Source organism: Cupriavidus sp. CER-90 (assembly GCF_057652055.1).
The window spans coordinates 151,758-176,799 of sequence record NZ_JBYGYM010000001.1 but is presented as its reverse complement, the minus strand read 5'-3'; the positions used below and the strand labels follow the sequence as shown (position 1 = coordinate 176,799).

Here is a 25,042-nt window from a genome sequence, read left to right as displayed (position 1 = left end):
CATGGCGGTCCTGATCGACCACAACACGCGCGTGATCTGCCAGGGCTTTACCGGCGCGCAGGGCACGTTTCATTCGGAACAGGCGCTGGCGTACGGCACGAAGGTAGTCGGAGGCGTCACGCCCGGCAAGGGCGGTGGGTCGCACCTGGGGCTGCCGGTCTTCGACACCGTGGCTGCGGCGGCCGATGCCACCGGCGCCGATGCGTCGGTCATCTACGTGCCGCCGCCCTGTGCCGCCGATGCCATCCTGGAGGCCGTCGATGCCGGCATTGCGCTGATCGTCTGCATTACCGAAGGCATTCCCGTGATCGATATGGTGCGCGTCAAGCGGGCCTTGTCGGGCTCGGGCAGCCGCCTGATCGGGCCGAACAGCCCGGGCGTGATCACGCCCGGGCAGTGCAAGATCGGCATCATGCCGGGGCACATCCATACGCCGGGCAGGATCGGCGTGGTGTCACGCTCGGGCACGCTGCTCTACGAGGCCGTGGCGCAGACCACGGCGGCCGGGCTCGGGCAATCGACCTGCATCGGCATTGGCGGTGATCCGGTGAACGGTACCGGCTTCATCGACTGCCTGGAGATGTTTCTGGCCGATCCGCAGACCGAAGGCATCATCATGATCGGCGAGATGGGCGAGATGGGCGAGATGGGCGGATCGGCGGAAGAAGACGCCGCCCGATTCCTGCGCGATGCGCGGACGCGCAAGCCCGTGGTGGGCTGGATCGCCGGCGGCACGGCGCCGCCGGCACCCCGCATGGGGCATGTCGGCGCCATCATCTCTGGCGGCACGGGCACGGCGGCCGCAAAGATCGACGCCATGCGCGAGGCCGGCATCCACATGGCCGCATCGCCCGCGGAGCTGGGCGCGACCATGGCGGCGGCCATGCGTTAAGGAACCGGGCGCCCCCCCGGGATAAAGGCTGGCGCCTCTGGAGCGGCCTGTCAGCCGGCTGCGGCCGCCGCGCCCGCCTTGGCTTCCAGTTCCGCGATGCGCTTGCGCAGCGCCCGCTCTTCCTGAAAGCGCACGGTCTCGTCGCGGATGATCGCCACGATGCCGGTGACTTCACCGCCGTCGCCACGCAGCAGCGCCACGGTAAAGGCGATCGACATCGCATCGCCGTTCTTGTTGATCGCCGGCACCTTGAGCAGGTCATGGCCGTAGCGGGTCTGGCCCGTTGCCATGGTCTTGTCGTAGCCTTCCCAGTGCCGCGCACGGAGCCGCTCGGGAATGATCAGGTCCAGCGACTTGCCCAGGGCTTCCTCCTGGGTGTAGCCGAACATGTACTCCGCGGCCGGGTTCCACAAGGTGATGGCGCCGTCGGCGCCGGAAATGATGACGGCGTCGCCGATGGCCGACACCAGCTGTTCGTAGTCGATTGCAGTCTGCATGGTCATTCCTGAGGAATGGTGGGTGGCCCTTCGCCTTGCCAGGCCGTACCGGCCCGGGCACGCATTGTGGCACTGCTGGCGCGCGTCCAGACAAAAAACGCGCCGGGGTACGGGGTCGTCCGACCCACGCACCCCGGCGCGCCTGTTCCGGCCCGCTGTCAACATCGGGGCGCTGGCAATGCTGGCGTCCTGCTCAGATCACCTGCGCTTCGCGCAGACGGGCGATCTCCTCGGTGCTGTAGCCCAGGCCGGACAACACTTCCTCGCTGTGCTCGCCCAGCAGCGGCGAACCCGTGATTTCCGGCTTCAGGTCCGAGAACTTGATCGGGCTGCCCACGGTCAGGTACGTGCCACGCTGCTTGTGCGGCACTTCCACGATCGACCCGCTCTTGCGCAGCGACTCGTCGGCCGCGATTTCCTTCATCGACAGCACCGGCGAGCACGGAATGTCGAACTTGCGCAGGATGTCCACCGCCTCGTACTTGGTCTTGTCGGCAAGCCATTCCTCGATGGTGTTGAAGATCTCGAAGATGTGCGGCTGGCGGGCCTTGGCCGTGTTGTAGTTCGGATCGTCGATCCACTCTTCCCGGCCCAGTGCCTTGCAGATCGGCTCCCAGGCGTGGCCCTGGACGGTAAAGTAGATATAGGCGTTGGGATCGGTTTCCCAGCCCTTGCACTTCAGCACCCAGCCCGGCTGGCCGCCACCGCCGGCGTTGCCGCCACGCGGCACCACGTCGCTGAACGTGCCATGCGGGTACTGGGGATACTCTTCCAGGTAGCCCAGGGCGTCCAGGCGCTGCTGGTCGCGCAGCTTCACGCGGCACAGGTTCAGCACGGCGTCCTGCATCGACACGGCTACCTTCTGGCCCTTGCCGGTCTGCTGGCGGCCGATGATCGCGGTCAGGATGCCGATGGCCAGGTGCATGCCGGTGTTCGAATCGCCCAGGGCGGCGGCCGACACGGTCGGCGGGCCATCCCAGAAGCCGGTCGTCGACGCGGCACCGCCGGCGCACTGCGCCACGTTCTCGTAAACCTTCAGGTCTTCATAGTGGTGGCCGTCGCTGAAGCCCTTCACCGATGCCACGATCATCATCGGGTTCAGTTCCCTGATGCGGTCCCACGAGAAGCCCATGCGGTCCAGCGCGCCCGGGCCGAAGTTCTCGACCAGCACGTCCGATTCGCGGATCAGCTGCTCCAGGATCTTCTTGCCTTCCGGCTTCTTGGTGTCCAGCGTCAGCGAACGCTTGTTGCTGTTGAGCATCGTGAAGTACAGCGCGTCGGCGTCGGGCTGGTCGCGCAGCTGCGTGCGGGTCACGTCGCCCGAGCCCGGGCGCTCCACCTTGATGACGTCCGCGCCGAACCATGCGAGAAGTTGGGTGCAGGCGGGGCCGGCCTGGACATGCGTGAAGTCGATGATCTTGATGCCGTTCAGTGGAAGATTCACGTTCGCTCTCCTATTGGAATAGAGGGTGAAATTCGGGGGTCGGGTGGGTTACTTGCTGGCCGAGCTCTGGGGATTCAGGTTGGTCAGGCGGCCGCTCTCGGTGCCGGCTGCCGGATCGATGACGGCGTTGATCAGCGTGGGCTTGCCCGATCGCAGCGCCTCGTTCACCGCGGCTTCGAGCGCCGCCGGTGTGGTGACGTTGTGGCCGACGCCGCCGAACGCTTCCATCATCTTGTCGTAGCGCGCGCCCGGCACGAACATCGTGACGGCCGGGTCCGCGCCGCCGGTCGGGTTCTTGTCGATGCCCTTGTAGACGCCGTTGTTGTTGAACACCACGACGCAGATCGGCAGGTTGTAGCGGCAGATCGTCTCGACTTCCATGCCCGAGAAGCCAAAGGCGCTATCGCCGCACACCGCCAGGACCGGCTTGCCGGTTTCCACCGCCGCCGCCACCGCGTAGCCCATGCCCACGCCCATCACGCCCCAGGTGCCCACGTCCAGGCGCTTGCGCGGCTCGTACATGTCGATCACGGCGCGGGCGTAGTCCAGCGTGTTGGCGCCTTCGTTGACGAAAGAGATGCCCGGGTTGGCCTTGACGACGTCCTTCAGCACGCGCAGCGCGCCGTGGAAGTTCATCGGCGTGGTCTCCCTGGCCAGCGTCTCGGCCATCTTCGCCAGGTTCTTTTCCTTGCGTTCGTCCACCGCGCCAATCCACTCCGCGCCCGGCTTGGCAAAGTCGTTGCCGATCTTGCCCAGCAGTGCCGACACGCAGGAGCCAATGTCGCCCACGACCGGCGCGGCGATGGCCACGTTGCTGTCCATTTCGGTCGGCGAGATATCGATCTGGATGAACTGCTTCGGCTTGCCCCAGGTCTTGCCCTTGCCGTGCGACAGCAGCCAGTTCAGGCGGGCGCCGACCAGCAGCACCACATCGGCTTCCGCCAGCACATACGAACGCGCGGCCGACGCCGACTGCGGGTGCGTATCGGGGATCAGCCCCTTGGCCATCGACATGGGCAGGTACGGAATGCCGGTCTTCTCGACCAGCGCGCGGATGTCGGCATCGGCGCGGGCGTAGGCGGCGCCCTTGCCCAGCAGGATCAGCGGACGCTTGGCGCCCTTGAGCAGTTCGACGGCGCGGTCGATCGCATCCGGCGCCGGCAGCTGGCGCGGGGCCGGGTCCACGACCTTGATCAGCGACTTGCGGCCCTTCTCGGCTTCCATCGACTGGGCCAGCAGCTTGGCCGGCAGGTCCAGGTACACACCGCCCGGGCGGCCCGACACGGCGGCGCGGATGGCGCGGGCCACACCGACGCCGATGTCTTCGGCGTGCAGCACGCGGAAGGCAGCCTTGGCGTGCGGGCGGGCGATCGCCAACTGGTCCATTTCTTCGTAGTCACCCTGCTGCAGGTCGACGATCTCGCGCTCGCTCGACCCGCTGATCAGGATCATCGGGAAGCAGTTGGTGGTGGCGTTCGCCAGCGCGGTGAGCCCGTTCAGGAAGCCCGGCGCCGACACGGTCAGGCAAACGCCCGGCTTTTGCGTCAGGAAACCGGCAATCGCCGCGGCGTTGCCGGCGTTCTGCTCATGGCGGAAGCTGATGACGCGCATGCCGTTGGCCTGCGCCAGGCGGGCCAGATCGGTGACCGGAATGCCAGGCAGGCCGTAGATGTTCTCGATGCCGTTCAGCTTCAGCGCGTCGATGACCAGATGGAAACCATCGGTCTGTGCCTGCTGTTCTTCTGCAGCGTGACGCTGCAGTTCGTTTCCGACTTCTGCCATGGTTGCTTCCTTCTATGCAAATTGACGGGATTGGACTTTCTTCTTCAGGGTGTCTTCAGCGCGCGCCCGCGTTTCGCCTGCTGCTTCGGACAAGACGGAGCGGTGTCTCCTTTCTCGCGCTTCCCTGTACTCGATGACGCTGAAATACGGTATGTGATATATCAAAGATCGGCAAGTAAATTCCCGCTGTTTCGACGAACTTTCGTCGGTGCACCGCAGCATTTCGTGAAAATTAGATGCAAGTAAAGGGAAATTACCGATCCCTGCGGACCTGCCCGACGTCCTGCGCGGGCATGCCCGCCTTACTCTGTCCGACTGACTTCGAGCCGGGTCAGCCGCGCATATGGTTGACGAGCGAGCCGATCCCGCGGATCGACACCTCCACCACCGAACCGTCCTTCATCGACCCGACCCCGATCGACGTGCCGACGGCGATCACATCGCCCGGCATCAGCGTCATGTCCTGCGACAGCCGGCTGACCTGTTCCTCTGGCGAAAAAACGATGTCGGACAGCGGGTAGTTCTGACGTTCGGCACCGTCCAGCCGCGTCACCACGCTGGCGCTACGCCAGTCAAAGCCGGTGACGATGGCCGGACCGATGCAGCCGAAGGTGTCGGACCCCTTGGCGCGTGTCCACTGCGGGAAGTTCGGATCGGCATTGAGCAGCTCGCCGGCCGTGACGTCATTGACGATGGTGTAGCCAAAGATGTGCGCGGCGGCTTCGCCCAGCGGCACATTGCGGCATTCGCGGCCGATAACGATGCCAAGCTCGCCTTCGTAGGCGATCTTGCCGGTGTATCCGGCCGGGCGACGGATGGCATCGCCGGGGCCTGCCAGCGAACTGGCCGGTTTCAGCAGGAACAGCGGATGCACCGGCACCGACTTCTCCAGCCGGGCGGCCAGCGCGTGAAAGTTGTTCCACAGCGCCACGATCTTGCCGGGCTCGCATGGGGCCAGCAGATCCAGCGAGGCGTAGCTGTAGGTGTTGCCAGTGGGACGGGGTTCGGTATAGCCAGGCCCATCGCATTCGATGACGCGGTCGGCATCGCCATCGTCGAGACGGCCGTAAGCGGTGTCGCCGTCGGGACGGCGGAAGCGAATCCAGGTTTGCACGGCAGCGTTCCTCCGGCAGGCGGGTCAATGCCGCGCCTGCGCTTTGTTCGGACTTCGGAGCCCCTCCGGGGGGCCGTCGAGACAGACGCCCGTCGTGGCGGGCGCCTCGGGTCAGACCGCTCCGGCCACGCGCAACGCCGCAATCTGTGCCGGCGAACGCCCCAGCCATTCCAGGATCTCGTCGGTGTGCTCGCCCAGCAGCGGCGAACGCTCGACGCGCACCGGCGAATCGGACAGCGTGATCGGCGAGCCAAGCTGCACGTACTTGCCGCGCGTCGGATGTTCCAGTTCCACCAGGTAGCCGCGCTCGTACAGCGACTTGTCCTCGATCAGGTCCTTCATCGACAGGATCGGGCCGCACGGCACGTCCACCTCGTTGAGCGCGTTCATCACCTCGAACTTGGTGCGGCCCATGGTCCATTGCTCGATGATGCCGAAGCAGGCGGTGAGCTTTTTCAGGCGCACTTCCGGCGTGGCGAATTCCGGATCGGTGATCAGGTCTTCGCGGCGGCACAGGCGCATCAGCGGTTCCCAGCCCTGCGGCTGGATGATGACGTAGACATAGTCGTTCGGACCGCCCGGGGCGCAGCGCAGCGCAGCACCGGGCTGGCCGCCGCCCGACGCGTTGCCGGCACGCGGCACGTGGTCGTCGAACTGTTCGTTGGGATACTCGCGCAGCGGACCGGCATCCAGGCGCTGCTGGTCGCGCAGCTTCACGCGGCACAGGTTCAGCACGGCGTCCTGCATGGCAACCTCCACCCGCTGGCCGCGTCCCGAATGCTCGCGCTGCAGCAGCGCGGCCAGGATGCCGACCACGCAGTGCACGCCCGTGCCGGAGTCGCCAATCTGCGCGCCAGTCACCGTTGGCATGCCGGCGGCCTCGCCGGTCGTCGATGCGGAACCGCCCATGCACTGGGCCACGTTCTCATACGCCTTGCAATCCTGGTACGGGCCGGGACCGAAGCCCTTGATCGACGCGTAGATCATGCGCGGATTCAGGTCCTGGATATGGTCCCAGTCGAATCCGGCGCGCGCCAGCACACCCGGACCGAAATTTTCGATCAGCACGTCGCTCTGCTGGATCAGGTCTTCGAGCAGCGCCTTGCCTTCGGGCGTCTTCATATTGAGCGTCAGGCTGCGCTTGTTGCTGTTCAGCATGGTGAAGTACAGGCTGTCGGCGTTCGGCACGTCGCGCAGCTGGCTGCGCGTGATGTCGCCGCGGCCCGGCATTTCGACCTTGATCACGTCGGCACCCATCCAGGCCATCAACTGCGTGGCCGAGGGACCGGCCTGCACGTGTGTCATGTCCAGAATGCGAATACCGTCGAGGGCTTTGCGTTCGTTGTGGGTGTCGGCCATGGTGCGTCTCCTGATTTGTGTTTTGCTCTGTTGACATACAGTATGTGGTATATCACGAAGACGCAAGGGGGTTTAAACCCGAATTCAGGAGGTTTCGATGCTGCATCGCAGCAGGCGCAATCTCGCCGCCGATTTGCGCCGGGCCGGCATAACAAAAAACCCCAACACGCCGTGAGGCGGTTGGGGTTCGGGATGATGCGGTCAGGTCACGCGACCACGGCGTGTATGGCCTTTCCGACAATGGGCGGGCCGAGGTGCCCGGCCCAGCCGACGGAAGATCAGGTCACGTCAACGTCAGGTCAGTCGAGGAAATCGCAGTGTTTTTCCACGTAGTCGGCCAGGTCGAGCGAATGCTGGCGCACGAGCCGTTCGGCCAGTTCCGTGTCCCGCTTTTCCAGCGCCTCGATAATCCGCAGGTGATCGACGATGGAACGCGCCGCGCGGTCGCTCTGCGAGATCGTCATTTTCCGAATCGCGCGCACATGGACAAAGATGTTCTTGATCTGGTCCATGATGATCTGCGACTTCGACAACTGCACGATCGCCTGGTGGAACACGATATTGGCGTCGGAATATTCCTCGATATGCTCGGCCGGCGTGGAGTCGCGGAAGCTGTCGAACATATGGCGCAGCTTGCCGATCTCCTCGTCGGTGGCGTTCTTGGTTGCCAGGCGGGCGGCCATGCTCTCCAGCGCGGCCCAGACCTGGATCATCTCGACGATTTCCCGCTTGGTCTTGCGGGTGATATAGATGCCCCGGCGCGGCACCGTGCGCAGGAAGCCTTCCTGCTCCAGGAGTGTCATGGCCTCGCGGATCGGCGTTCGGCTGACGCCCAGGGCTTCGGACAGCACGCGCTCGTCGAGCCGGACTTCCTCGCGTGACTGGTAGATATCGGCGTCGGCAATGGCCTGGCGCAGCATCGCATACGCTTGGTCGCGCAGGCTGGCGCCGGCATTGATGGGTTGCAGCGACAGGGACAGCCCTTGCGGCTGGATTTCGGGTTGGCTTTGGGCAGACATGAATGCACTCGTCAGTGGCCGGTGCCCCGGACGCCAGTCTGGCGTCCGGTGGCACCCGTACCGTGAACGTCATGGCGCCAGTTTGGCATGGCGCCATGCGTTTTGCTCATCAATCTGGCGCACTTCACACCACATTGTGACGCAAGGGACGGTCCGGCCTTTCGTATATGGTATATCACATCGACGGCACTGCCGAAGGTCATTGCCCTCGCTCCACCGCCCGGCTTCAGGCCGCCTTGGCGACCCGGACCGGCTCGGCGCTGCCTGCCACCGCCGCCCGGGCCATCCGGTCGCGCTGCTTGATCAGGCCCAGCACCGCGTCGATCATCGGCGTGGGCTGGCCGATCATCCGGCCCATCTCCTGCACGACGGTCAGCAGCGGGTCGATCTCCATGGCCCTGCCCGCCTCCAGATCCTGCAGCATCGACGTCTTGTGCGCGCCCACCGCGCCCGCGCCGTCGATCCGTCGCTCCACGTCCACCCGGAAGTGAACGCCGAACCGCTCGGCGATGTCCTTGGCTTCGAGCATCATCTGTTTGGACAAGGCGCGCGTGGCGGGGTCGGACGTGATGATATCCAGCGTGCCATGCGTCAGCGCGCTGATCGGGTTGAAGCACAGGTTGCCCCAGAGCTTCAGCCAGATCTCGTCACGGATGTTGTCGCGCACCGGGGCATCGAGATCCGCCTTGGCCATCATCTCTGACAGTCGCGTGACGCGGTCCGAGCGGGTGCCGTCGGGCTCGCCAATCGGAAACTTCTTGCCATAGACGTGCTTGATGACGCCCGGCGCCACGATTTCGGCCGCCGGGTACAGCACGCAGCCGATAGCGCGCTCGGGCCCCAGGCCTTGCCACTGCTTGCCGCCCGGGTCCACGCTTTCCAGCGTGCGCCCGGCGAATTCGCCGCCGTGCTTGTGGAAATACCAGTAGGGAATGCCGTTGACGCCCGTCACCACCGCTGTCTCCGGCCCCAGCAGCGGCTGCATCAAATCCACCACGCCCGGCACCTGGTGCGCCTTCAAAGTGATGAAAACGTAATCTTGCGGGCCCAGCTCGCGCGGGTCGCTGGTGCAGCGGACCTTGGCCACCCGCTCCTCGCCTTCGATCTGCAAGCGCACACCATGGGCCTGCATGGCCGCCAGATGCGGCCCGCGGGCAATAAAGCTGACGTCGGCGCCCGCCAGCGCCAGCTGGGCGCCCATGTAGCCACCAATGGCGCCTGCCCCATAGATACAAATCTTCATCGGTTGTCTCCTGATTGTGGTGATTGTGATGGGATGATGCGGGATGATGCGGATCGGTTGGTATATCACATACTATATTTCACAATCGCCGTTCGACAACCTCGTTCTTTCACTCAGTTGGGCCACGCACGCTGTACCGGTATCGCCGCGTGCGGGGTGTGTACTACCATGTCCCTCGTTGTCCGCTTGCGGGCCGCCATTCCGCTTCCCGGCCCTCTTCCACTGTCACGGAGAACTGGAGTCCGCATGGAAACACTGCTCGAACTGGCACGCGACCCGTCCGCCTGGGCCGCCCTGGCCACACTGGTTGCCATGGAAATCGTGCTGGGCATCGACAACCTGATCTTTATTTCCATCCTCACCAACAAGCTCCCCGAGCAGAACCGGGAAAAGGCGCGCCGCATCGGTATCGGCCTGGCGCTGATCCTGCGCCTGGGGCTGCTGGCCACCATTGCCGTGATCGTGGCGCTGACCGAACCGGTGTTCACCGTCCTGGGCAAGGGTATTTCCTGGCGGGACATCATCCTGATTGCCGGGGGCGCCTTTCTGGTCTGGAAAGCCACGCGCGAGATCCACGAGCATGTGGCGCCCGAGGCCGAACACGCGGACGAATCGGCCGTGGCCCGCGCCGCGCCGGGCTTTGCGGCCGCCATCGGACAGATCCTGGTGCTGGACCTCGTTTTCTCGATCGACAGCATCATCACCGCAGTAGGCATGACAGATCACATTCCGATCATGTTCGTGGCCGTAATTGCCGCCGTGACCGTGATGCTGTTCGCCGCCACGCCGCTGGCAAACTTCATCCATCGCAATCCCACCATCGTGATGCTGGCGCTGGCCTTCCTGATCATGATCGGCATGACGCTGATTGCAGACGGGCTGGGCCATCATGTGCCCAAGGGCTATATCTATACGGCGATGGCGTTCTCGACCGCCGTGGAAGGGCTCAACATGCTGGCGCGGCGCCGGCGGGCGAAGGCCAGCGGCAAGGTGGCCGCGCATGACTGAGGGCTGCCGGGCCTGGAGTCGGCCATTGCGCTGCGGGTGCTGGGGCCGCGCGGCCTCCGCCAGCCGGCATGGATGCCGGCCCCCGGGCGGCATCGCCATCGGCACGACCGCGCCAAGTTAGAATGCCGCCAGCGTGGCAGCCGGACCGGGCCTCCCGGACCGCCGGCCGGCCTGCCACCCCGCCCCATTCCCTTGTCGCACGGACCCTTGCCAGCATGTCGACCTTGCAGATCAGCTTTGAAGACGCCATCCGGACCGCTGGTGTCGGTAAATTCCAGTACCGGCTCTTCGTGATATTCGGGCTGGTGTGGATGGCCGATGCAATGCAGGTGCTGTCCATCGGCTTCAGCGCCCCGTCCATCGCCACCACCTTCGGCGTGCCGGTGCCGCAGGCACTGCAGACCGGCACCACGTTCTTCATCGGCATGCTGATCGGGGCGTTCTGCTTTGGCCGCATCGCCGACCGCGTCGGCCGGCGCCCGGCGCTGATGCTGGCCGTGGTCATCGACGCGGCCTGCGGCGTCGCTTCCGCGTTTGCCCCGAGCCTGGGCTGGCTGATGGTGCTGCGCCTGCTGACCGGCATCGGCGTGGGCGGCACGCTGCCGGTGGACTACACGATGCTGGCCGAATTCCTGCCCCGCGACCGTCGCGGCCGCTGGCTGGTGCTGCTGGAATCGTTCTGGGCGCTGGGCACGATCTGCCTGGCCCTGCTGGCGCTGGCCGCCGCGGCCTATGGCGATGACGCCTGGCGCATCATCTTTTTCGTGACCGGCATCCCCGCGCTGGTGGGCCTGATCCCGCGCATGTATGTGCCGGAATCGCCGCTGTTCCTGAACCGCAACGGCAAGTCCGAGCAGGCCCGGCAGGTGCTGGAACGCGTGGCCCAGACCAACGGCCGCAAGGTGACCATCCCCACGCTGCAATCCGAACGCACCGAGCGCCAGTCGGTGTTCACGCTGTTCACGGCCGCCTTCCGGCGCCGCACCGTGGCGCTGTTCGCCGCCTGGCTGCTGATCTCGGTGGCCTACTACGCGGTGTTCGTCTACCTGCCGATTCGTCTCAGCGGTGCCGGCTTTGCCTTCATGCGCGGCCAGGCCTTCCTGGTGATCCTGGCGCTGGTGCAGTTGCCGGGCTACGCACTGGCGGCCTATGGCGTGGAGCGATGGGGCCGCAAGCCGACGCTGATCGGCTTCCTGCTGCTCAGCGCCGTGGGTTGCATGTTCTATAGCCTGGGCACGGCGCCCGTGGTGGTGGTCGGGTCCACACTGCTGATGAGCTTCGCGCTGCTGGGCACCTGGGGCGCGCTGTACGCGTTCACGCCCGAGGTCTACCCCACCAACCTGCGCGCCACGGGCATGGGCACGGCGGGCGCCGTGGCACGTTTCGGCGGCCTGTTCGCTCCGGCGGTCATCGCGCCGGTCATGTCCACACATTTCACGCTGGCCCTGGCGATGATCTCGGCCATGCTCGCCACGGCCGCGCTGGCGGTCGGCGCCGTCAACGTCGAATCGCGCAATCGCGCGCTCGACTAGGCGGGCGGCGGCCATCCGCCGGGGCCGCTATTCCTTGTAGATGTGGGTGGCGAAGTAGTCGATCAGCAGCCGCACGTTCGGCATCAACCCCCGGCGCGACGGAAATACCGCGTGGATGATGCCGCCTCTCGGCGCCCAGCCGGGCAGCACATCGATCAGCGTGCCGTTGCGCAGGTCATCCTCCACCACCATGCAAGGCAACTGCACGATGCCGACGCCGGTCTGCGCCGCCTTGCGCAGCGCGCTCATGTCGTCGGTGACATAACGGGGCTGGTGCCGGACTTCGGCCGATTGCCCTTCGGGGCCGATCAGCTGCCAGACGTGGCTGCGCGGCGGGCCCCAGTCGAGGCTGGGCAGGCCTGCCAGCTCGGCGGGATTGCGTAGCGGTGCGCGGCCTTCCATCAGGGCGGGGCACGCCACCAGCCGCTGGTGGCTCTCCGACAGCACGCGCATGACCAGGTCGCTATTTTCCAACGGCGGAAAGCGCACGCGCAGCGCCAGGTCCAGCCGTTCGCCGATCACGTCCACGCGGCGGTTGGTGGCCTCCAGATGCACCTGCACCTTCGGATAGGCCAGCATGAACTGCGCCACCAGTCCGGCCACGCGGTATTCGAGCAACGTCGTCGGGCAGGTCATGCGCACGATGCCCTGCGGCTCGGAACGCTCGCGCTCCATGACCTCGCGCGCCGCTTCGGCCTCGACCAGCACGCCGATACAGCGTTCGTAGAATTCGCGCCCGGTTTCCGTGACCGAGAAGTGCCGCGTCGATCGCTGCAGCAGCCTGACGCCATACCGGGCCTCCAGCGCCGCGATGCGCCGGCTGAGCTTTGACTTCGGCGCCCCCAGCGCCAGGCCCGCCTGGGTGAACCCGCCATGGTCGACCACCTTGACGAAGTAGTAGAGGTCGTTGAGGTCGTCCACGACTGTTCCTCCCATAGAACACAGACGGCATCTTACGGCACTACTGCGCCGGTTTCCGCGAACCTATGATGGCTCCACGCTCCGGTGCCGTCATCGCGATGACGCCGGAGCGGCCGACGCTTCCAACAACGCGTCTGCGAGACGCGTGACCCCATCCGTGCAAGGAGATAGCCATGACAACGTCCTACAAGCGCCTGGACAAGAATGACGCAGCCGTACTGCTGGTGGACCACCAGGCCGGTCTGCTTTCGCTGGTGCGCGACATCGACCCGGACAAGTTCAAGAATAATGTCCTGGCGCTGGCCGACCTGGCCAAGTACTTCAAGCTGCCGACCATCCTGACCACCAGCTTCGAAACCGGCCCCAACGGCCCGCTGGTGCCCGAGCTGAAGGCCCAGTTTCCGGAAGCACCGTATATTCCGCGTCCCGGTCAGATCAACGCCTGGGACAACGAAGACTTCGTGAAGGCGGTCAAGGCGACCGGCAAGAAGCAACTGATCATCGCCGGCGTGGTCACCGAGGTCTGCGTCGCCTTTCCGGCGCTGTCGGCCCTGGCCGAAGGCTTCGACGTGTTCGTCGTGGGCGATGCATCGGGCACGTTCGATCCGATCACGCGCGACGCGGCGTGGCATCGCATGGCCCATGCGGGCGCCCAGATGATGACGTGGTTCGGCGTGGCCTGCGAGTTGCACCGCGACTGGCGCAACGACATCGAAGGGCTTGGCACGCTGTTCGCCAACCACATTCCCGACTACCGCAACCTGATGACCAGCTTCAAGGTCATGTCGGCGAAGTAAGCGGGCCGCAACATCCCGCACAAGACGCCCCGCCGCACCGTTCGCCGGTGCGGCGTTAGCGCGCTGCGTGGAGAAACGACGATGGCGGCGCGCCCAGTGCCTTGCGGAACATCGTCGAGAATGCACTGGGGCTGTCATATCCGAGATCGAGGGCCACCTCGGTGACGGGCGTGCCGGCGGACAGCCGGGACAGCGCGGCCATCAGGCATGCCTGCTGGCGCCACGCGCCAAATGGCATGCCCGTTTGCTGCTGGAAAAAGCGCGCGAACGTGCGCGGGCTGCGGTGGAGCTGGCGGGCCCAGTCATCGGCCGACGCCCGGATGTCGGGCCGGGCCAGGAGTCCGGTGCAGAGCCGCGCCAGATCCGGGTCGCGCGGGATCGGCGCGAACAGCGGCAAGGTGGGCGCCTGCGCCAGTTCGAACAGGATCAACTGCATCAGCGCGCCATCGCGGCTGTCGGCCGCGTAGCGGGCCGGCACATCGGCCGAGGCCAGCAGCAGCGCATGCAGCAGCGGGCTGACCACCAGCACCTCGCAAGCGGGGCCGCGGCGCGGCGCGGCGTCGGGCAGGACGTAGACGCTGCGCGTGCTGACGCCGTTCATGCGGACCCGATGCGGCTTCCGCGCGGGAATCCACACGCCCGTGTAGGGCGGCACGACCCACGCGCCCTCCTCCGTCCCGACCTCCATCAGGCCCGTCATGCCGTACAGGAATTGCGCGCGGCGGTGGCTGTGCGTGTCCAGCAGCGTGCCAAAGGCGTAGTCGGTGCCGATGGCCAGCGCGGCACATGGGCTGGCATCGACGCTATCGAGCGAAATATTGCGCATCGGACACATGTGTCCAACAAGAACAAAGTTCTGCAAACCTGCCCGACGCCGAGGTTCCGTTTCCTTAAAAGTCAATGTCCATGCGACTTTCCGGGTTTTCAGAGTTTTGCAAAAACCCCGAAAAAAGGTCGAGCTGGGCCCAAACTTTCGACCTTTCTTCGGAAGCTTCTCCAAAAAAACAAAGTTCTGCAAAAGGCGCTGGCATGGATCATCCATCCGGCACCAGCGTGCGGGTACTGCAAAGAAACGACGTGCGGAGCGCCCTTGACTCTTCGCATGCAAAACACCACTTTCCAGAGCAAGTAGGCATACGTAGGCGTAATGGAAAGCCCAACTAATGAAGGCGTTGATTGGGCCAAAGCGCCAGCGCCGGGGATCGCCAGGTGAGAGGTTTCCGGTGGTACGCGAGAGTTGCGAACCGGGCAAGACAGTGTCGATAACGGCGCGCCGGGATGGCGCCCGAATCATTGCTTTCTGTAGCGCAAGCTGTACCCGAATCGCAGTCTATTGGAAGTGAGTCTCGTAGAAGAAGTCCTACGGGCGTCGCAACCAACCTACGCACACCAGCGATTTCCTCGGCTACTACGTCAGGAAGACCACGGAGAGTCGATTCAGCGCGCGTCTCACAAATGATGCACTCCCAAAATTAGATTGCCCGCCCATCTCATTGACGTGGGACGCCTTGTGAAGCGAGTCTGCGAAGTCTCGGTGCGGTGTGCTAAAGCGTCACGAAGAAGCAAGCGGGACCTACTGACTGACAGAATGGACGCGTTGCCATGCAACTAAGTCGCCATATGCCCAAGCCTGATGCCGAGACGGCCCTTTGCAATCTGACGGATGCCGTGAAGAACCAAAACCAGACGTATCCACAGGTAGGAGAGTGTGGGACTAAATGACCGAGCTTCCGAACCGACTACCATCGGACTCTGCTTGCGCAGCAAACATTCCCAATGGGCGACTGTCGCGGAAACACCAGGGCGCAAGTTAGGGGGCATCATTGCCAGGATCGGCGCTAGACTTACGCCTGAGTATTCGGTCTAGAATGCGCTGCGTGGCAACTCTGTCTGCGGCCGTCCCTATCGGTAGCTTTGCAGTCACGGGCGCTCTGTCAGTGGCGCCGTTAGGGCCAGGCAGACCTGCATCTCTCGCTGCATCTGCATAACGATCCTTAGCCTCTTCCTTAGCCTGATATTTCGTTGCTCGCGCCTTCGCATCGGGTGGCGCCTCCCAAGACTTCGCCTCGCGAGCCGCATGATTGTCTTGCCGGGCTGCATCCGTAGCTTCCGCGGAAGTAAGCACAGGATCCCTACGTTTATTTTCCGCCGAGGTTCGATTGAAGACCTTTCGAATCATTGCTGCTTCCGCTGCATCCGTCCCACTTCCAAACGTGTTCTGCGCATTGAGAGTTTCCGGGAGCTCCACCCATTTCCTTTCCGGCCCCGGTCGCAACCACATAAGACCTGAATCATATGGTGGAAGTGTTACTAAGATTTGCGGATGGCCTTTCTTAGAGATCTCTTCCGGCGCCAGTTGGCCAAGGATCTTCCGCTTTGGCCAATCTTTCATGTATTCCACGAGCTCAATTGCCTCAGAAGATCTGTCGCCCGCGAAAGCGCCGAATGTCCTTCGTTTATAGGTCGCCTTAAGACTTTTAACAGCTACGGGTTTTACTTCCAACATCATTAATTGCATGTCCCGCGCGCCCTTTCGTTTAGGGCCGTCCATCTCGATCTGCTTATCGAACTTTTTCTTGTATAGCTCAGCCCGCGTTCCTTCGACTTGCGTCAAAATGTCACTGCGGCTGTGGCTAAGAATCGACTTCTCCCGCTTCAAATTAAGCTTATTGATGCACTCAACAAGGAGTATTTCGAAAGTTCTCAATTCCATTCTGATGTATCCGGCCCCGTCTTTCTTTTCTCGCCTTTTCTGACGTGCCTTATTCAGTTTTTCTATTGTATAAAATCCACTCGAAAGGCCACTGCACTCTTCTTCCACGGCTTCCTTGACTTCCTCATTAATATCAAGCGCCCTGTACAATTCCTTCTGGATTCGACCATTCGTTCCTTCAATTCCACCCTTGTGCTGAGGCGTATATGGGAACGTTAGCGCAGTGGCGAGAGCGATCGCGCGAGGAAGCAACAATGCAACTTTCTTTCCCCTTGCCGGACCTCTGTCAAATATGGCCTCGTGGGCGAATCCAGGCAATATACCGGGATACGACTCCGGGTTCATTCCAAGCTGCAGAAGGCGTCTGCGTTTGTCAGAAAAAAGATTATAAAGACAGTACCGATATGCGGTTCCATTTTCTTCAAAAGCGGTCACATACCACCCAAGTATGAAATCTGGATCCTGCCCGCACGCCAAAATTGCCCTTGCAAAGTTTATGTCAACATAACTTCCCGTCTCTGGATCACGTGCAACGATCATAATTTTGCTGAATACCTTCCCATCCAGCTGCGCTACCTCAAACACACTCCCACTCATATCACCCGGAGACTCCGTAGGCACATACAACTTCTTTGGATTTTTATCGGGACTCAGCCCCTTTTCCCGTCGAACCTCCCTTTGAATATCAACGATTAAGGCATTTAGTCCATTCCTCGCCAGATCTCTTAGATAATACTTGAGCATCTCCGGACTTTCGCGATTATTCTTTTCCTCCTTTGTCTGATCAGGACGAAAATATTTCTCCGCAAATTTCTCGCAAAACCTCGCGGGATTTTCCACAAGGATATCGAATACTTTCGCAAGGTCAATCTCCTTTCTTTCATCATCCCAGGACGACCTTATGATATCCTCTACGAGCTTGCGAAAATTTACTCGCCTTCCCTCACTCATGCCCTCCCTTATCGCAGGGTTACGTCTGTATAAGACGTTATCGGGCTGTGGTGCGCCTGCTCGTCCTGCACCGGGTTTTGCAGGCCGGCCTTTCCCCTTCGCCCCTGAAAATTCAGCACGTCGTGAAAGAAGCGCAGCCTTATCCCCACCATTTGTTACACAAAGAAAGTAGGCAAATTTTACATCTCGTGTCTTGACCCGATGCGTCTCTGCAATCAACTTAAATACACTCTGCTGCCAATCCTTATCGAAGAAGAAATCCGCCGCAGGACGACCATGTATCGTGGAACGCCCTTCAAAAAGATGGGCAATCCATATCCATTTCGCGTCCATTGAGGCCGATTCCTTTGCTGTAAGCGGCTCAGACCAGCGCGCCTCTTCCGGTGAGATTTCCTCCCCCAATACGCGTCGCGCCTTGATCTCGTCTTCCCATTGTCGATACGAGTTCATCCGCGGTGTTCGCACCGTGTCTTCAATTGAATCAGCTTCGTTGGCCTCCGATGACGACCGTGTAAAGTGCTGGTTGAGATCGGCATTCTGGCCCATTTTGAACAACGCGTACTCGCCTCCCTCCCTGCTGATCGGCACCCTACGGTATATCCACTCTTTCCCTCTCTGATCTACAATTTTTACCATAGAAAAAGGAGTAGAATTCATAGGACTCATTTTTCTCTCCGAACACGATTTTCACAGAAGAAATGCAACTTGTAGCGCAGTTTCGTACTAGTTTAGATGGAGCTCCGCATCAATATCCAGCTTGAAATTATGATCAACAAACACATACCCAAAAACTACGGCAGCAGCGAAGATCCTGTATTTATCTTCCTCGAAATTCCGGATACTTACCCTAGACCTTGCCAACCATAGCCGGCGTCTCAATGTTCCATGCGCCGTACTGCGGTTGAGATAGTCCGCTAGACAGCGAGCCGGGAAATCAATGTTTTCTATCTGATGGCCACACAGCCTGGCATAGCACCACATGGAGTTCAACCGCATCTGTCGGGGAAAGCCAGTCACCATCTCCGTCGTCACTCCAAGGCTCTGAAGTCGAAGGAGTTTTCTCTCGCAAATCGGTTTAGTGTGAATAACATGCAAATGAGCAAGTCCCGGCCTGCTCTTCAATTCTACAGTTAGCACAAACTCCAAAATCAAACTCGGTATTCCCGCTCGACGTGAAGCTTCTGTAAAGTAGACTGGAACTTGGGTTCGCCAATCGATGCCATACGGACAGGCAAGCAGAACAAAGATCATCCTCCAGGCGTCTGCACCGCGAATCGCTGCCACCTCGCCACCGCGAATGTTCGGAAGCCAAGCCATTAGCCTCAAAGCGTGGCTATGCACATGATCGTCGTGTCTGTACGACGGTCCCGTTTTTGCGCCAAAAATATCAACCTCGGCTTGCACTATGCGGGGCCGAATCACGCAATTTTCGGCGAAGTTCTGAAAGCTAAGGGCGTTAGTCATATGGATCTCACGTGTCCATTGATAATTTTCACGCCGATATCTGTGAGCAACTCACGCACTTTATCTTGGCTAAGGTGGCTAATATACTTTCCAGAACGAGGCATCCCAGGCAGGAGAATCTCTGGAACATTCGCAACGACCCCTAAATAAATTCTATGATAAAATTCGACAGGCTCCTCGCACTGGGAATTCAAGGTCTGCGAGAAAATAGGTAGATCTTTCGCATGATCTCTAAACGTGTTGCTGGACATAATACCCCGCAAAAGAAACGACCGCGTGCGGCGCGGATGAAATGGGTCTTTCTTCAGCTCCGCCACACGGACCTTCAGTTCATCAGCTTTTCCTTGGTCAGATATGTCCATTGCACCGAAACCCTTTCCATTCGACTCCCACCCTTCGCGAACTTGCTGTAGAAGCCATGGCTCGCGATGGAGAATGAAGTAAGCGAGTTCGTGAGTCCATTGGGTGGACAAGTCTGCCTGGCGAACGAATTTTCTATGATGGACGACGTACTCCAGCACGCGCTGAATGGCGTCAAGTCGCTCGTTGTCTGGAGCGTCTATTTCCACATAATAGGGAAGATCGGAAGATGACCGTTTCATGTTTACTCCATAGACTCGAGGGCATCGACAAGGCCTGATAGTGAGCCGAACAGAGCGCGAATACATACGAGGTTGGCGCCAGGATTCGGGTGCAAGGTGCGCCCTTGGATGACATGTCCGATCGGCTCTGGAGAAAAGAACGCTCCTAGCCGATTGAATTGCTCAGAGACGTGATGGTCATCAAGGAATTCGGCAACCTTTTTTGCATCGTGGTTGCCATACAACCCGAGTTTCGTTGCACGATGTTGGATCTGTTTGAGAAGTAGCTCTTCAGGGTACCTGTCCAGACAACCGCCGAGCAGAGCCTCTATGTCTGCGGAGATTCCGAGAGCGATTTCTTTGGAGTAGCGCAACTTCCGCACGACACGCCGACCGCCGCACTTGCATTTGACCTGCGGGACATGCTCAAAGTGATGTGGCCCCGGCACCTTTGCGCATCCTGGACAACAATCGGACATGATCTCTTCGTGCTCAACGCACACGTCGTATCCGGGAATGGCGTCCTTCACGCGATAGTACGTACGTCCTGATTTTCTTTGCTGCTCAAGGCACTCTAGGCAGGATGCAGGTGAAAGATATCGAGATGCGTCCGTATGGGCGCCACCAACGCGCCAGCCGGCGCGAGTGTTGTCCCCCTCAATGACATCTTTCGACAAGAGGGACGCCTGGGTCTCCGACAACGAAAGAACCCGAAATCTCAACTCCGTATGTTTCAGAGCCATCTCAACCGGCCCGGGAAGCTCCCTAGCGAACGGCGCCAATGCCGGTCGCAGGCCATGTGGCAATAACGGCGACCGAGCAAGCTTTTCCCACGCGATAAGTACGCCCTCGATCTTCCCCGGATACCTCAACAGCATTTGGCGAATGAAAAATCCAGCGTTTTCCTCGTCGTGGAGCGGCAGCAAAGAAAATAGAGGCGGGACGTACGTAGTCATGGAAATCGACGATGAGCGTGCATTCGCAGCTGTTGCGGAAGCAAGAATGGCAGCAGGCACTGCACGCAGGTCCCAAAATTGCCTCAGCGTAGCGGCAGCAGTTTTGGGGGCGCGAGACCCGCGTAACTATCAAGAGGCTGCGCGTGAATCCCGTGTTTTCGCCCCCGTCATGGGGAAGACCAAATAGTCACGCCACTCCTGCAACACCTCCAGTGAAAACTTCTCGCCTGCCATGCTGCGCGCAAGATGATCGCGCGGTTCCTGAACGTCGGCCAGCACTTCAAGCTGGACAGCAGTGACAGCCGACTCAGGATCTTCACCGTGACCGACAACACGCTCGATCAGCTTATCCATTGCCAGGTCAATCCAGTCACGCTGACCGAGAAGTTCTTCCACCAGCCTGGGAAGGTTCGAAGGCATCGGCTTTCCCGTTTTGAGACGGTCCCAGTAGTGGACCGCAGTTTTCTCCGACAAGGCTATGTCGAGGGAGTCCACCTGCCACGGCCGCTCGATAAACAGCTGGCGGAACGCGCTATCTCTTGGCAAGTCCTCTATAGCGGAGGTCGAGCAAACGACGATGTAGAAACCCAAGCTTTGGAGGTATAGAAGACGGTCCCACAAGACGCCAACGGGACAAAAACGGTGGACTCGGCACAACCCGTGAACTGCGATTACAGCTGCATTGGCATTTAGGAAATGCTGGCCAAGGACCTGCCACCTGTAACGATGAGCCTTGTCATCCTGAGCGAGCGTTGAGCCTGCCGCATCATCCAGCCCTTTAAGAAAGGCTACATACATGTCCTTTTCATCGAATTCGACTTCCAACGACACGAGGATGACGGGGACCTTCCAAATCTTCACTGGCAACTCACGCACCAGCGCATTGTTCAAGGTGTCGAAGTCCTTGACTGTGGTGTGAAGATGCACACGACCGACATACTGCGCAACGGCCAATAGCATTGTTCCGATGCGCATTGTTGTGGGCGCGGTGATCAACATAGCCCTGCCGACTTGCGAACGTGGCAATGCAACGCTAGCCGTCCCGTCGACGGCATGGACTAGCGCCAATCGCCTGGAGTATTCGCGGAGATACTCTGCGAGAGTGCGCCCCATAGCCGCGTACGTCAGCCAGACTTCACGGACCAGCATTAGAGCAATACATACCTCTATCGCCGTGGGGCAGAAGGTAAAGCGTCGCGTCAAAAGCGCTTGCTCCAATGGGGCTAGTTGTCGGCTTGCCTTCCTTGGCTTGTTGCTACCGTCGCTTTCGGACTCATCCTCCAGATCAAATTTTCTTTGCAAGGCCATCTCAAAGCCCTCGGGGCCGTCCGGTATGTCCCCGAGCCCGGAGAGAAGGAAGGCCAAGTCCTGATGGAGTATCCGAAGATCTCCGGCCGAGATCGCCTCCTTAATACTCCTGGCATGCCGTATTGCAAGCGCGCTTGACATATCAACGTTCCTTTCCGATAAGATCACCGCAACAGCGACGGGCGGGTTGCGGGGGGTTATGCCTATAGCGCCCACCTCGCGTGGCTCCCGAAATGGCCATCGAAGGTTTTGCACAGGAAGGCGAAGAGATCGGCCTGAAGGTGCCCCGGAGGTGCGTCGAAGATCACCCACGCCGCAGCATCCTTCGGATTCGGCTGCCGATACGCAGACGGGTCCGCTGCCCGGCCGCGTAATCGCCGCCGACCCGAACAAATGGTTAGCACCACATATTCTTTGCCGGGCGTTGGAACGATGGAAAGTCGTGCACCAAGGCGGCGGTGCATGGCAGACGCGACACGACCGTTCCTAGCAAGACACGGCTGATTTGGGACCCTGACTCGCCCCTCCGAAACGGAATTGCCGGTGCGGGCGTGCCGTGTGCTTGGAAGCTCGAAAGCTTTTCCTAAACGGCTAATATCGCCCGGAATTTCGCTGCGCTGCACACAGTGTCGGGCGCATTGCGGTTTATCGCCCTCCGGTTCGGATTGTGTATTGACGACGTCAGATACTCGAACAAATGGGGGCGGAAAATGAAGCGTACGAATTTTGTGACCGATAGTCGGCATTGAGCTACTCCGCTAAAAATGCGAATACGCGCAAAAGGAGTGCTTGACCTACCGACGATCCTGCCCAATACTTTGGGCATGGGAAGTCCAGCAACGCTTCCCAGAGGGAAGCGAAGTGGTAGGCGGCTATGCGCAGTACCTTGAGTTGGTGGACCCGAGGCATGCAGAACTAGTTGGCGATCATTTTCGGCTCCTGTTTGAATTTTCATACAGCCTAGAACACCGAGCGGCACTGTGAAAGCAGTGCCGCTTTTAATTTGTCTCTTCGGAATGGATTATCGTCCACCAACGTTGCGATGCAGAAAATTTAAATCGTGGACGAATCCTCAAGATATTCGAAGCAATTTTCAGACCGCATGTTGGTGAAGATCTTCGATTTTCGAACGGGCGTGCTCGACATGCTCCGCATTTAATATGAAACCGTATCAAATTAAAATGCTACCCTGTCAATCTACAGCAGCATCTTAAATAACTTTGCCGGAGCGCTTATTCTTCCCCAGAACGGAACTGTGCGCTTCCAATTTATCGCTTCGATGCTCATTGCGGCGTCCGAAATCGCCTCACTGCCCCCACATTTCCCGCAGTGCAACATGCATCACCGCGTCCTCCGTTCTGACGTAGCGCGTAGTCGTGTCGAGTGACGCATGGCCGACACATTGCTGAACAATCTGCACTGGTACCCCCGCATCCAGGGCATGGCTCACGTGGGTGTGGCGCATCCAGTGACAGCTCGCCCGGCATAGCGATGCCGCCGCGACCGGATCGTTCAGGGACAGCAAGGCGGCACTATGCCGAAAGAAGCGCTTAAGTTGTCGATGTAGGCTGCTTGCCGAGACGCCATCCTCAATCTCTCCAGACGCAGCGCCGGTTAGCGTCCCAACAATCGCCGCGCTTCCCGCCTGGCGCGGGTCGGGTGACAGGCCTCGGCCCATGAGGTAAACGGACAGCCTGGCAACCCACTGCGTCGACACTGGCACCCGCCGGAGTTTGCCGCCCTTCCCCATGACGGACAGCCACCAGCCTTCTACCGGGGCTGCCCTTGGCCTGACCAGACTCTCCCATGTGAGGTCATCGCATCTCGCCCCGGTCAGTTCCGCAATCCGCAAACCCGTGTCATGCAGGAGATGCAGGGCAACTTGCAAACGCGTGGAAGCTATGCCCCGCGGTAGCGCTTCGAGTTGCTCGCTCAAAAACTGCCACTGCGCGTGGGTGAAGCCTCGTCGAACGTCAGGCCCCCGTTCCACTTCACACGGTGGGGAGACGCCACGCCACGGATTGCCGATGAGGTAGCCCTGGTTGACCAGGAAGGCGAATAGGTTGGCCACGATGCTTAGAGCTTGGACGCAGGAGCGCGGCGACAAAGCTCCCGTGAGGGGGCGCCAAGTCCCTTTCCAGCGCGGTTGCGCTGGTCTGCCACACCATGTCGGCGGCGGCGCGAGCAGGAAATCCCGATAGGCGACGGCGTCTTCCAGGGTGAGAGACGACAGCGGCTTACGGCGCTCGAGGACGGCCCACAACAAAAGGCGCTCGCCTTCCCGACGGTAGGCCAGCTGTGTGCAGGTGAGCGCACGGACGCCTTCGCGCTGCCCCTTTGCTCGGCGCGGCACGGACTTTCCCTTGGCCGCGACCCAGGCTGCCACAGCTTCCGCATCCGTATTGGCACCAATCAGGCACTGCGCGCGCGATCCGCGGAATTGTCCCTGACTGCCGTCCAGGTCTGAAGGGAGCATGAGTCGACCACCAGGCATCCAGGGCGACACTGCTTGCGCGTCACTGACCTCCGACTCTGGGGCGCCCTCCGCTTCGCCCTCATATATAGAAGGCAGTGGCCCTAGTGTCGCGGCGTGCTCCCTGAGGAACTGCTCCAGAGCCGCTGACTTGGTCGCTCCGATACCGCGCAGGCCGCTCCACCAGATGCCGCCCATGGCAACTCGGCTATGCAGCGCACCGAGCGTAGGCAAACCCAGGTCAATGAGCCGTTGCGCCAGGGAGTCCACCAGCCACGCCTCGACCCCGTCTTCCCGACGGGCTGGCCATGCCATCTGCGCTTCCAGTTCCGAAATCGCATCCAGTTGCCTGGCGAGCATCCGAGAGCGACGGCGTTGGCGCGTCAGCACGGAGCCGAATGCCGCTTCGTAGGCCTGAAGCTGTTCCGACTCACTGAATTCGCTGAGTCCTTTGTCTGTGGAGAAGTCCTCGAGATCCGGCAGCAAGCCTTCGTCCGGCGGCGCCAGGTCAAGGCGGAGTAACCGGGCCCGCGCGAAGTCGCCACCGCGGGCAGCAGCTGCCACCAACGCCTTGCGAATCCAGCCACCCATGCGGTGGACTTGCTGGGTATCTTCGGCACTGGCAGCGTCTGGGAGGTAGCGCTCCCACAGCGCTCGAGGAGCGAGGCCCTGGACGATCCCTCGGAAGTAAGCGAAATGGCCCCGATGCAACCGCTGCCGTGTGATGGTGCGCGCGCTCGGCTTCACGCCCTGGTTGCCCATGCTCCTTGAGCCAGCCTCCAAACGACCGCTTTGAGCATCCGACGACATAGCGCCCTCCTTGCTGTGATGGCTCTGGCACGGCGGGACAAGTCGAGGGCTACGGGGAAAGAGCGCTGCAGCAGTCGGCCTTTGGCGTCGGCCTTTTTAGAGTACAAAATAAGGCCGCTTATCTTGCACTCATTTTTGAAAAATTCGGTGCGACTTTCGGCCACGGGATATTCGCGCT

19 protein-coding genes are annotated in these 25,042 nt (G+C 61.2%); 4 read left to right on the top strand and 15 right to left on the bottom strand.

Features of this window, described 5'->3' with window-relative positions; translation table 11 throughout:
- Position 1 precedes the first annotated feature (1 nt).
- Complete coding sequence (gene sucD / locus AC24R4_RS00765) at positions 2 to 892, top strand: succinate--CoA ligase subunit alpha (RefSeq protein ID WP_400396531.1); 891 nt, start codon at positions 2 to 4, stop codon at positions 890 to 892.
- Between the two features lie 50 nt (positions 893 to 942).
- Here sucD and AC24R4_RS00760 read toward each other — a convergent pair whose 3' ends face one another.
- From AC24R4_RS00760 to AC24R4_RS00730, 7 genes are all read right to left on the bottom strand, one after another.
- The gene (locus tag AC24R4_RS00760) at positions 943 to 1,389 is read right to left on the bottom strand and encodes a PAS domain-containing protein (protein ID WP_487521958.1); all 447 of its coding nucleotides are present in this window, start codon (positions 1,387 to 1,389) and stop codon (positions 943 to 945) included.
- Between the two features lie 193 nt (positions 1,390 to 1,582).
- Entirely contained in the window at positions 1,583 to 2,833 is a 1,251-nt protein-coding gene (gene frc / locus AC24R4_RS00755; protein WP_487521957.1) for a formyl-CoA transferase, read from the bottom strand.
- Between the two features lie 48 nt (positions 2,834 to 2,881).
- Positions 2,882 to 4,615 (bottom strand): oxalyl-CoA decarboxylase, encoded by a 1,734-nt coding sequence (gene oxc / locus AC24R4_RS00750; RefSeq protein WP_487521956.1) that lies wholly within the window; start codon positions 4,613 to 4,615, stop codon positions 2,882 to 2,884.
- Positions 4,616 to 4,946: 331 nt separating this feature from the next.
- Positions 4,947 to 5,729 (bottom strand): fumarylacetoacetate hydrolase family protein, encoded by a 783-nt coding sequence (locus AC24R4_RS00745; RefSeq protein WP_487521955.1) that lies wholly within the window; start codon positions 5,727 to 5,729, stop codon positions 4,947 to 4,949.
- Positions 5,730 to 5,840: 111 nt separating this feature from the next.
- A complete protein-coding gene (gene frc / locus AC24R4_RS00740) occupies positions 5,841 to 7,088 on the bottom strand; it encodes a formyl-CoA transferase (RefSeq protein ID WP_153948532.1) in 1,248 nt (415 codons plus the stop codon).
- 299 nt (positions 7,089 to 7,387) lie between these two features.
- On the bottom strand, positions 7,388 to 8,107 hold the full coding sequence (locus AC24R4_RS00735) for a GntR family transcriptional regulator (RefSeq protein WP_400396074.1): 720 nt from the start codon (positions 8,105 to 8,107) through the stop codon (positions 7,388 to 7,390).
- A 226-nt stretch (positions 8,108 to 8,333) separates the two neighbouring features.
- Complete coding sequence (locus tag AC24R4_RS00730; protein ID WP_400396076.1) at positions 8,334 to 9,350, bottom strand: 2-dehydropantoate 2-reductase; 1,017 nt, start codon at positions 9,348 to 9,350, stop codon at positions 8,334 to 8,336.
- 246 nt (positions 9,351 to 9,596) lie between these two features.
- Between AC24R4_RS00730 and AC24R4_RS00725 the strand changes: the two genes are divergently transcribed.
- A complete protein-coding gene (locus AC24R4_RS00725) occupies positions 9,597 to 10,358 on the top strand; it encodes a TerC family protein (protein ID WP_400396078.1) in 762 nt (253 codons plus the stop codon).
- A 215-nt stretch (positions 10,359 to 10,573) separates the two neighbouring features.
- Complete coding sequence (locus AC24R4_RS00720; RefSeq protein WP_487521954.1) at positions 10,574 to 11,890, top strand: MFS transporter; 1,317 nt, start codon at positions 10,574 to 10,576, stop codon at positions 11,888 to 11,890.
- 27 nt (positions 11,891 to 11,917) lie between these two features.
- On the opposite strand, the gene AC24R4_RS00715 is transcribed toward AC24R4_RS00720, so the two are convergent.
- The gene (locus AC24R4_RS00715; RefSeq protein WP_487521953.1) at positions 11,918 to 12,811 is read right to left on the bottom strand and encodes a LysR substrate-binding domain-containing protein; all 894 of its coding nucleotides are present in this window, start codon (positions 12,809 to 12,811) and stop codon (positions 11,918 to 11,920) included.
- A 173-nt stretch (positions 12,812 to 12,984) separates the two neighbouring features.
- On the opposite strand from AC24R4_RS00715, the gene ycaC reads away from it, so the two are divergent.
- Entirely contained in the window at positions 12,985 to 13,608 is a 624-nt protein-coding gene (gene ycaC / locus AC24R4_RS00710; RefSeq protein WP_066741837.1) for an isochorismate family cysteine hydrolase YcaC, read from the top strand.
- Between the two features lie 55 nt (positions 13,609 to 13,663).
- Here the strand turns inward: ycaC and AC24R4_RS00705 are convergent, their stop codons facing one another.
- The 7 genes from AC24R4_RS00705 to AC24R4_RS00675 form a co-directional block, all read right to left on the bottom strand.
- On the bottom strand, positions 13,664 to 14,434 hold the full coding sequence (locus tag AC24R4_RS00705; protein WP_487521952.1) for an AraC family transcriptional regulator: 771 nt from the start codon (positions 14,432 to 14,434) through the stop codon (positions 13,664 to 13,666).
- Positions 14,435 to 15,418: 984 nt separating this feature from the next.
- The gene (locus tag AC24R4_RS00700) at positions 15,419 to 17,938 is read right to left on the bottom strand and encodes a hypothetical protein (protein WP_487521951.1); all 2,520 of its coding nucleotides are present in this window, start codon (positions 17,936 to 17,938) and stop codon (positions 15,419 to 15,421) included.
- Between the two features lie 57 nt (positions 17,939 to 17,995).
- Entirely contained in the window at positions 17,996 to 18,736 is a 741-nt protein-coding gene (locus AC24R4_RS00695; RefSeq protein ID WP_487521950.1) for a hypothetical protein, read from the bottom strand.
- A complete protein-coding gene (locus AC24R4_RS00690; protein ID WP_487521949.1) occupies positions 18,733 to 19,338 on the bottom strand; it encodes a hypothetical protein in 606 nt (201 codons plus the stop codon). Before AC24R4_RS00690 ends, AC24R4_RS00695 begins: the two co-directional genes overlap by 4 nt.
- Positions 19,339 to 19,340: 2 nt before the next feature.
- The gene (locus AC24R4_RS00685) at positions 19,341 to 20,273 is read right to left on the bottom strand and encodes a hypothetical protein (protein ID WP_487521948.1); all 933 of its coding nucleotides are present in this window, start codon (positions 20,271 to 20,273) and stop codon (positions 19,341 to 19,343) included.
- 129 nt (positions 20,274 to 20,402) lie between these two features.
- Entirely contained in the window at positions 20,403 to 21,722 is a 1,320-nt protein-coding gene (locus AC24R4_RS00680; RefSeq protein WP_487521947.1) for a hypothetical protein, read from the bottom strand.
- Positions 21,723 to 22,887: 1,165 nt separating this feature from the next.
- On the bottom strand, positions 22,888 to 24,864 hold the full coding sequence (locus tag AC24R4_RS00675; RefSeq protein WP_487521945.1) for a site-specific integrase: 1,977 nt from the start codon (positions 24,862 to 24,864) through the stop codon (positions 22,888 to 22,890).
- Between the last annotated feature and the right edge of the window lie 178 nt (positions 24,865 to 25,042).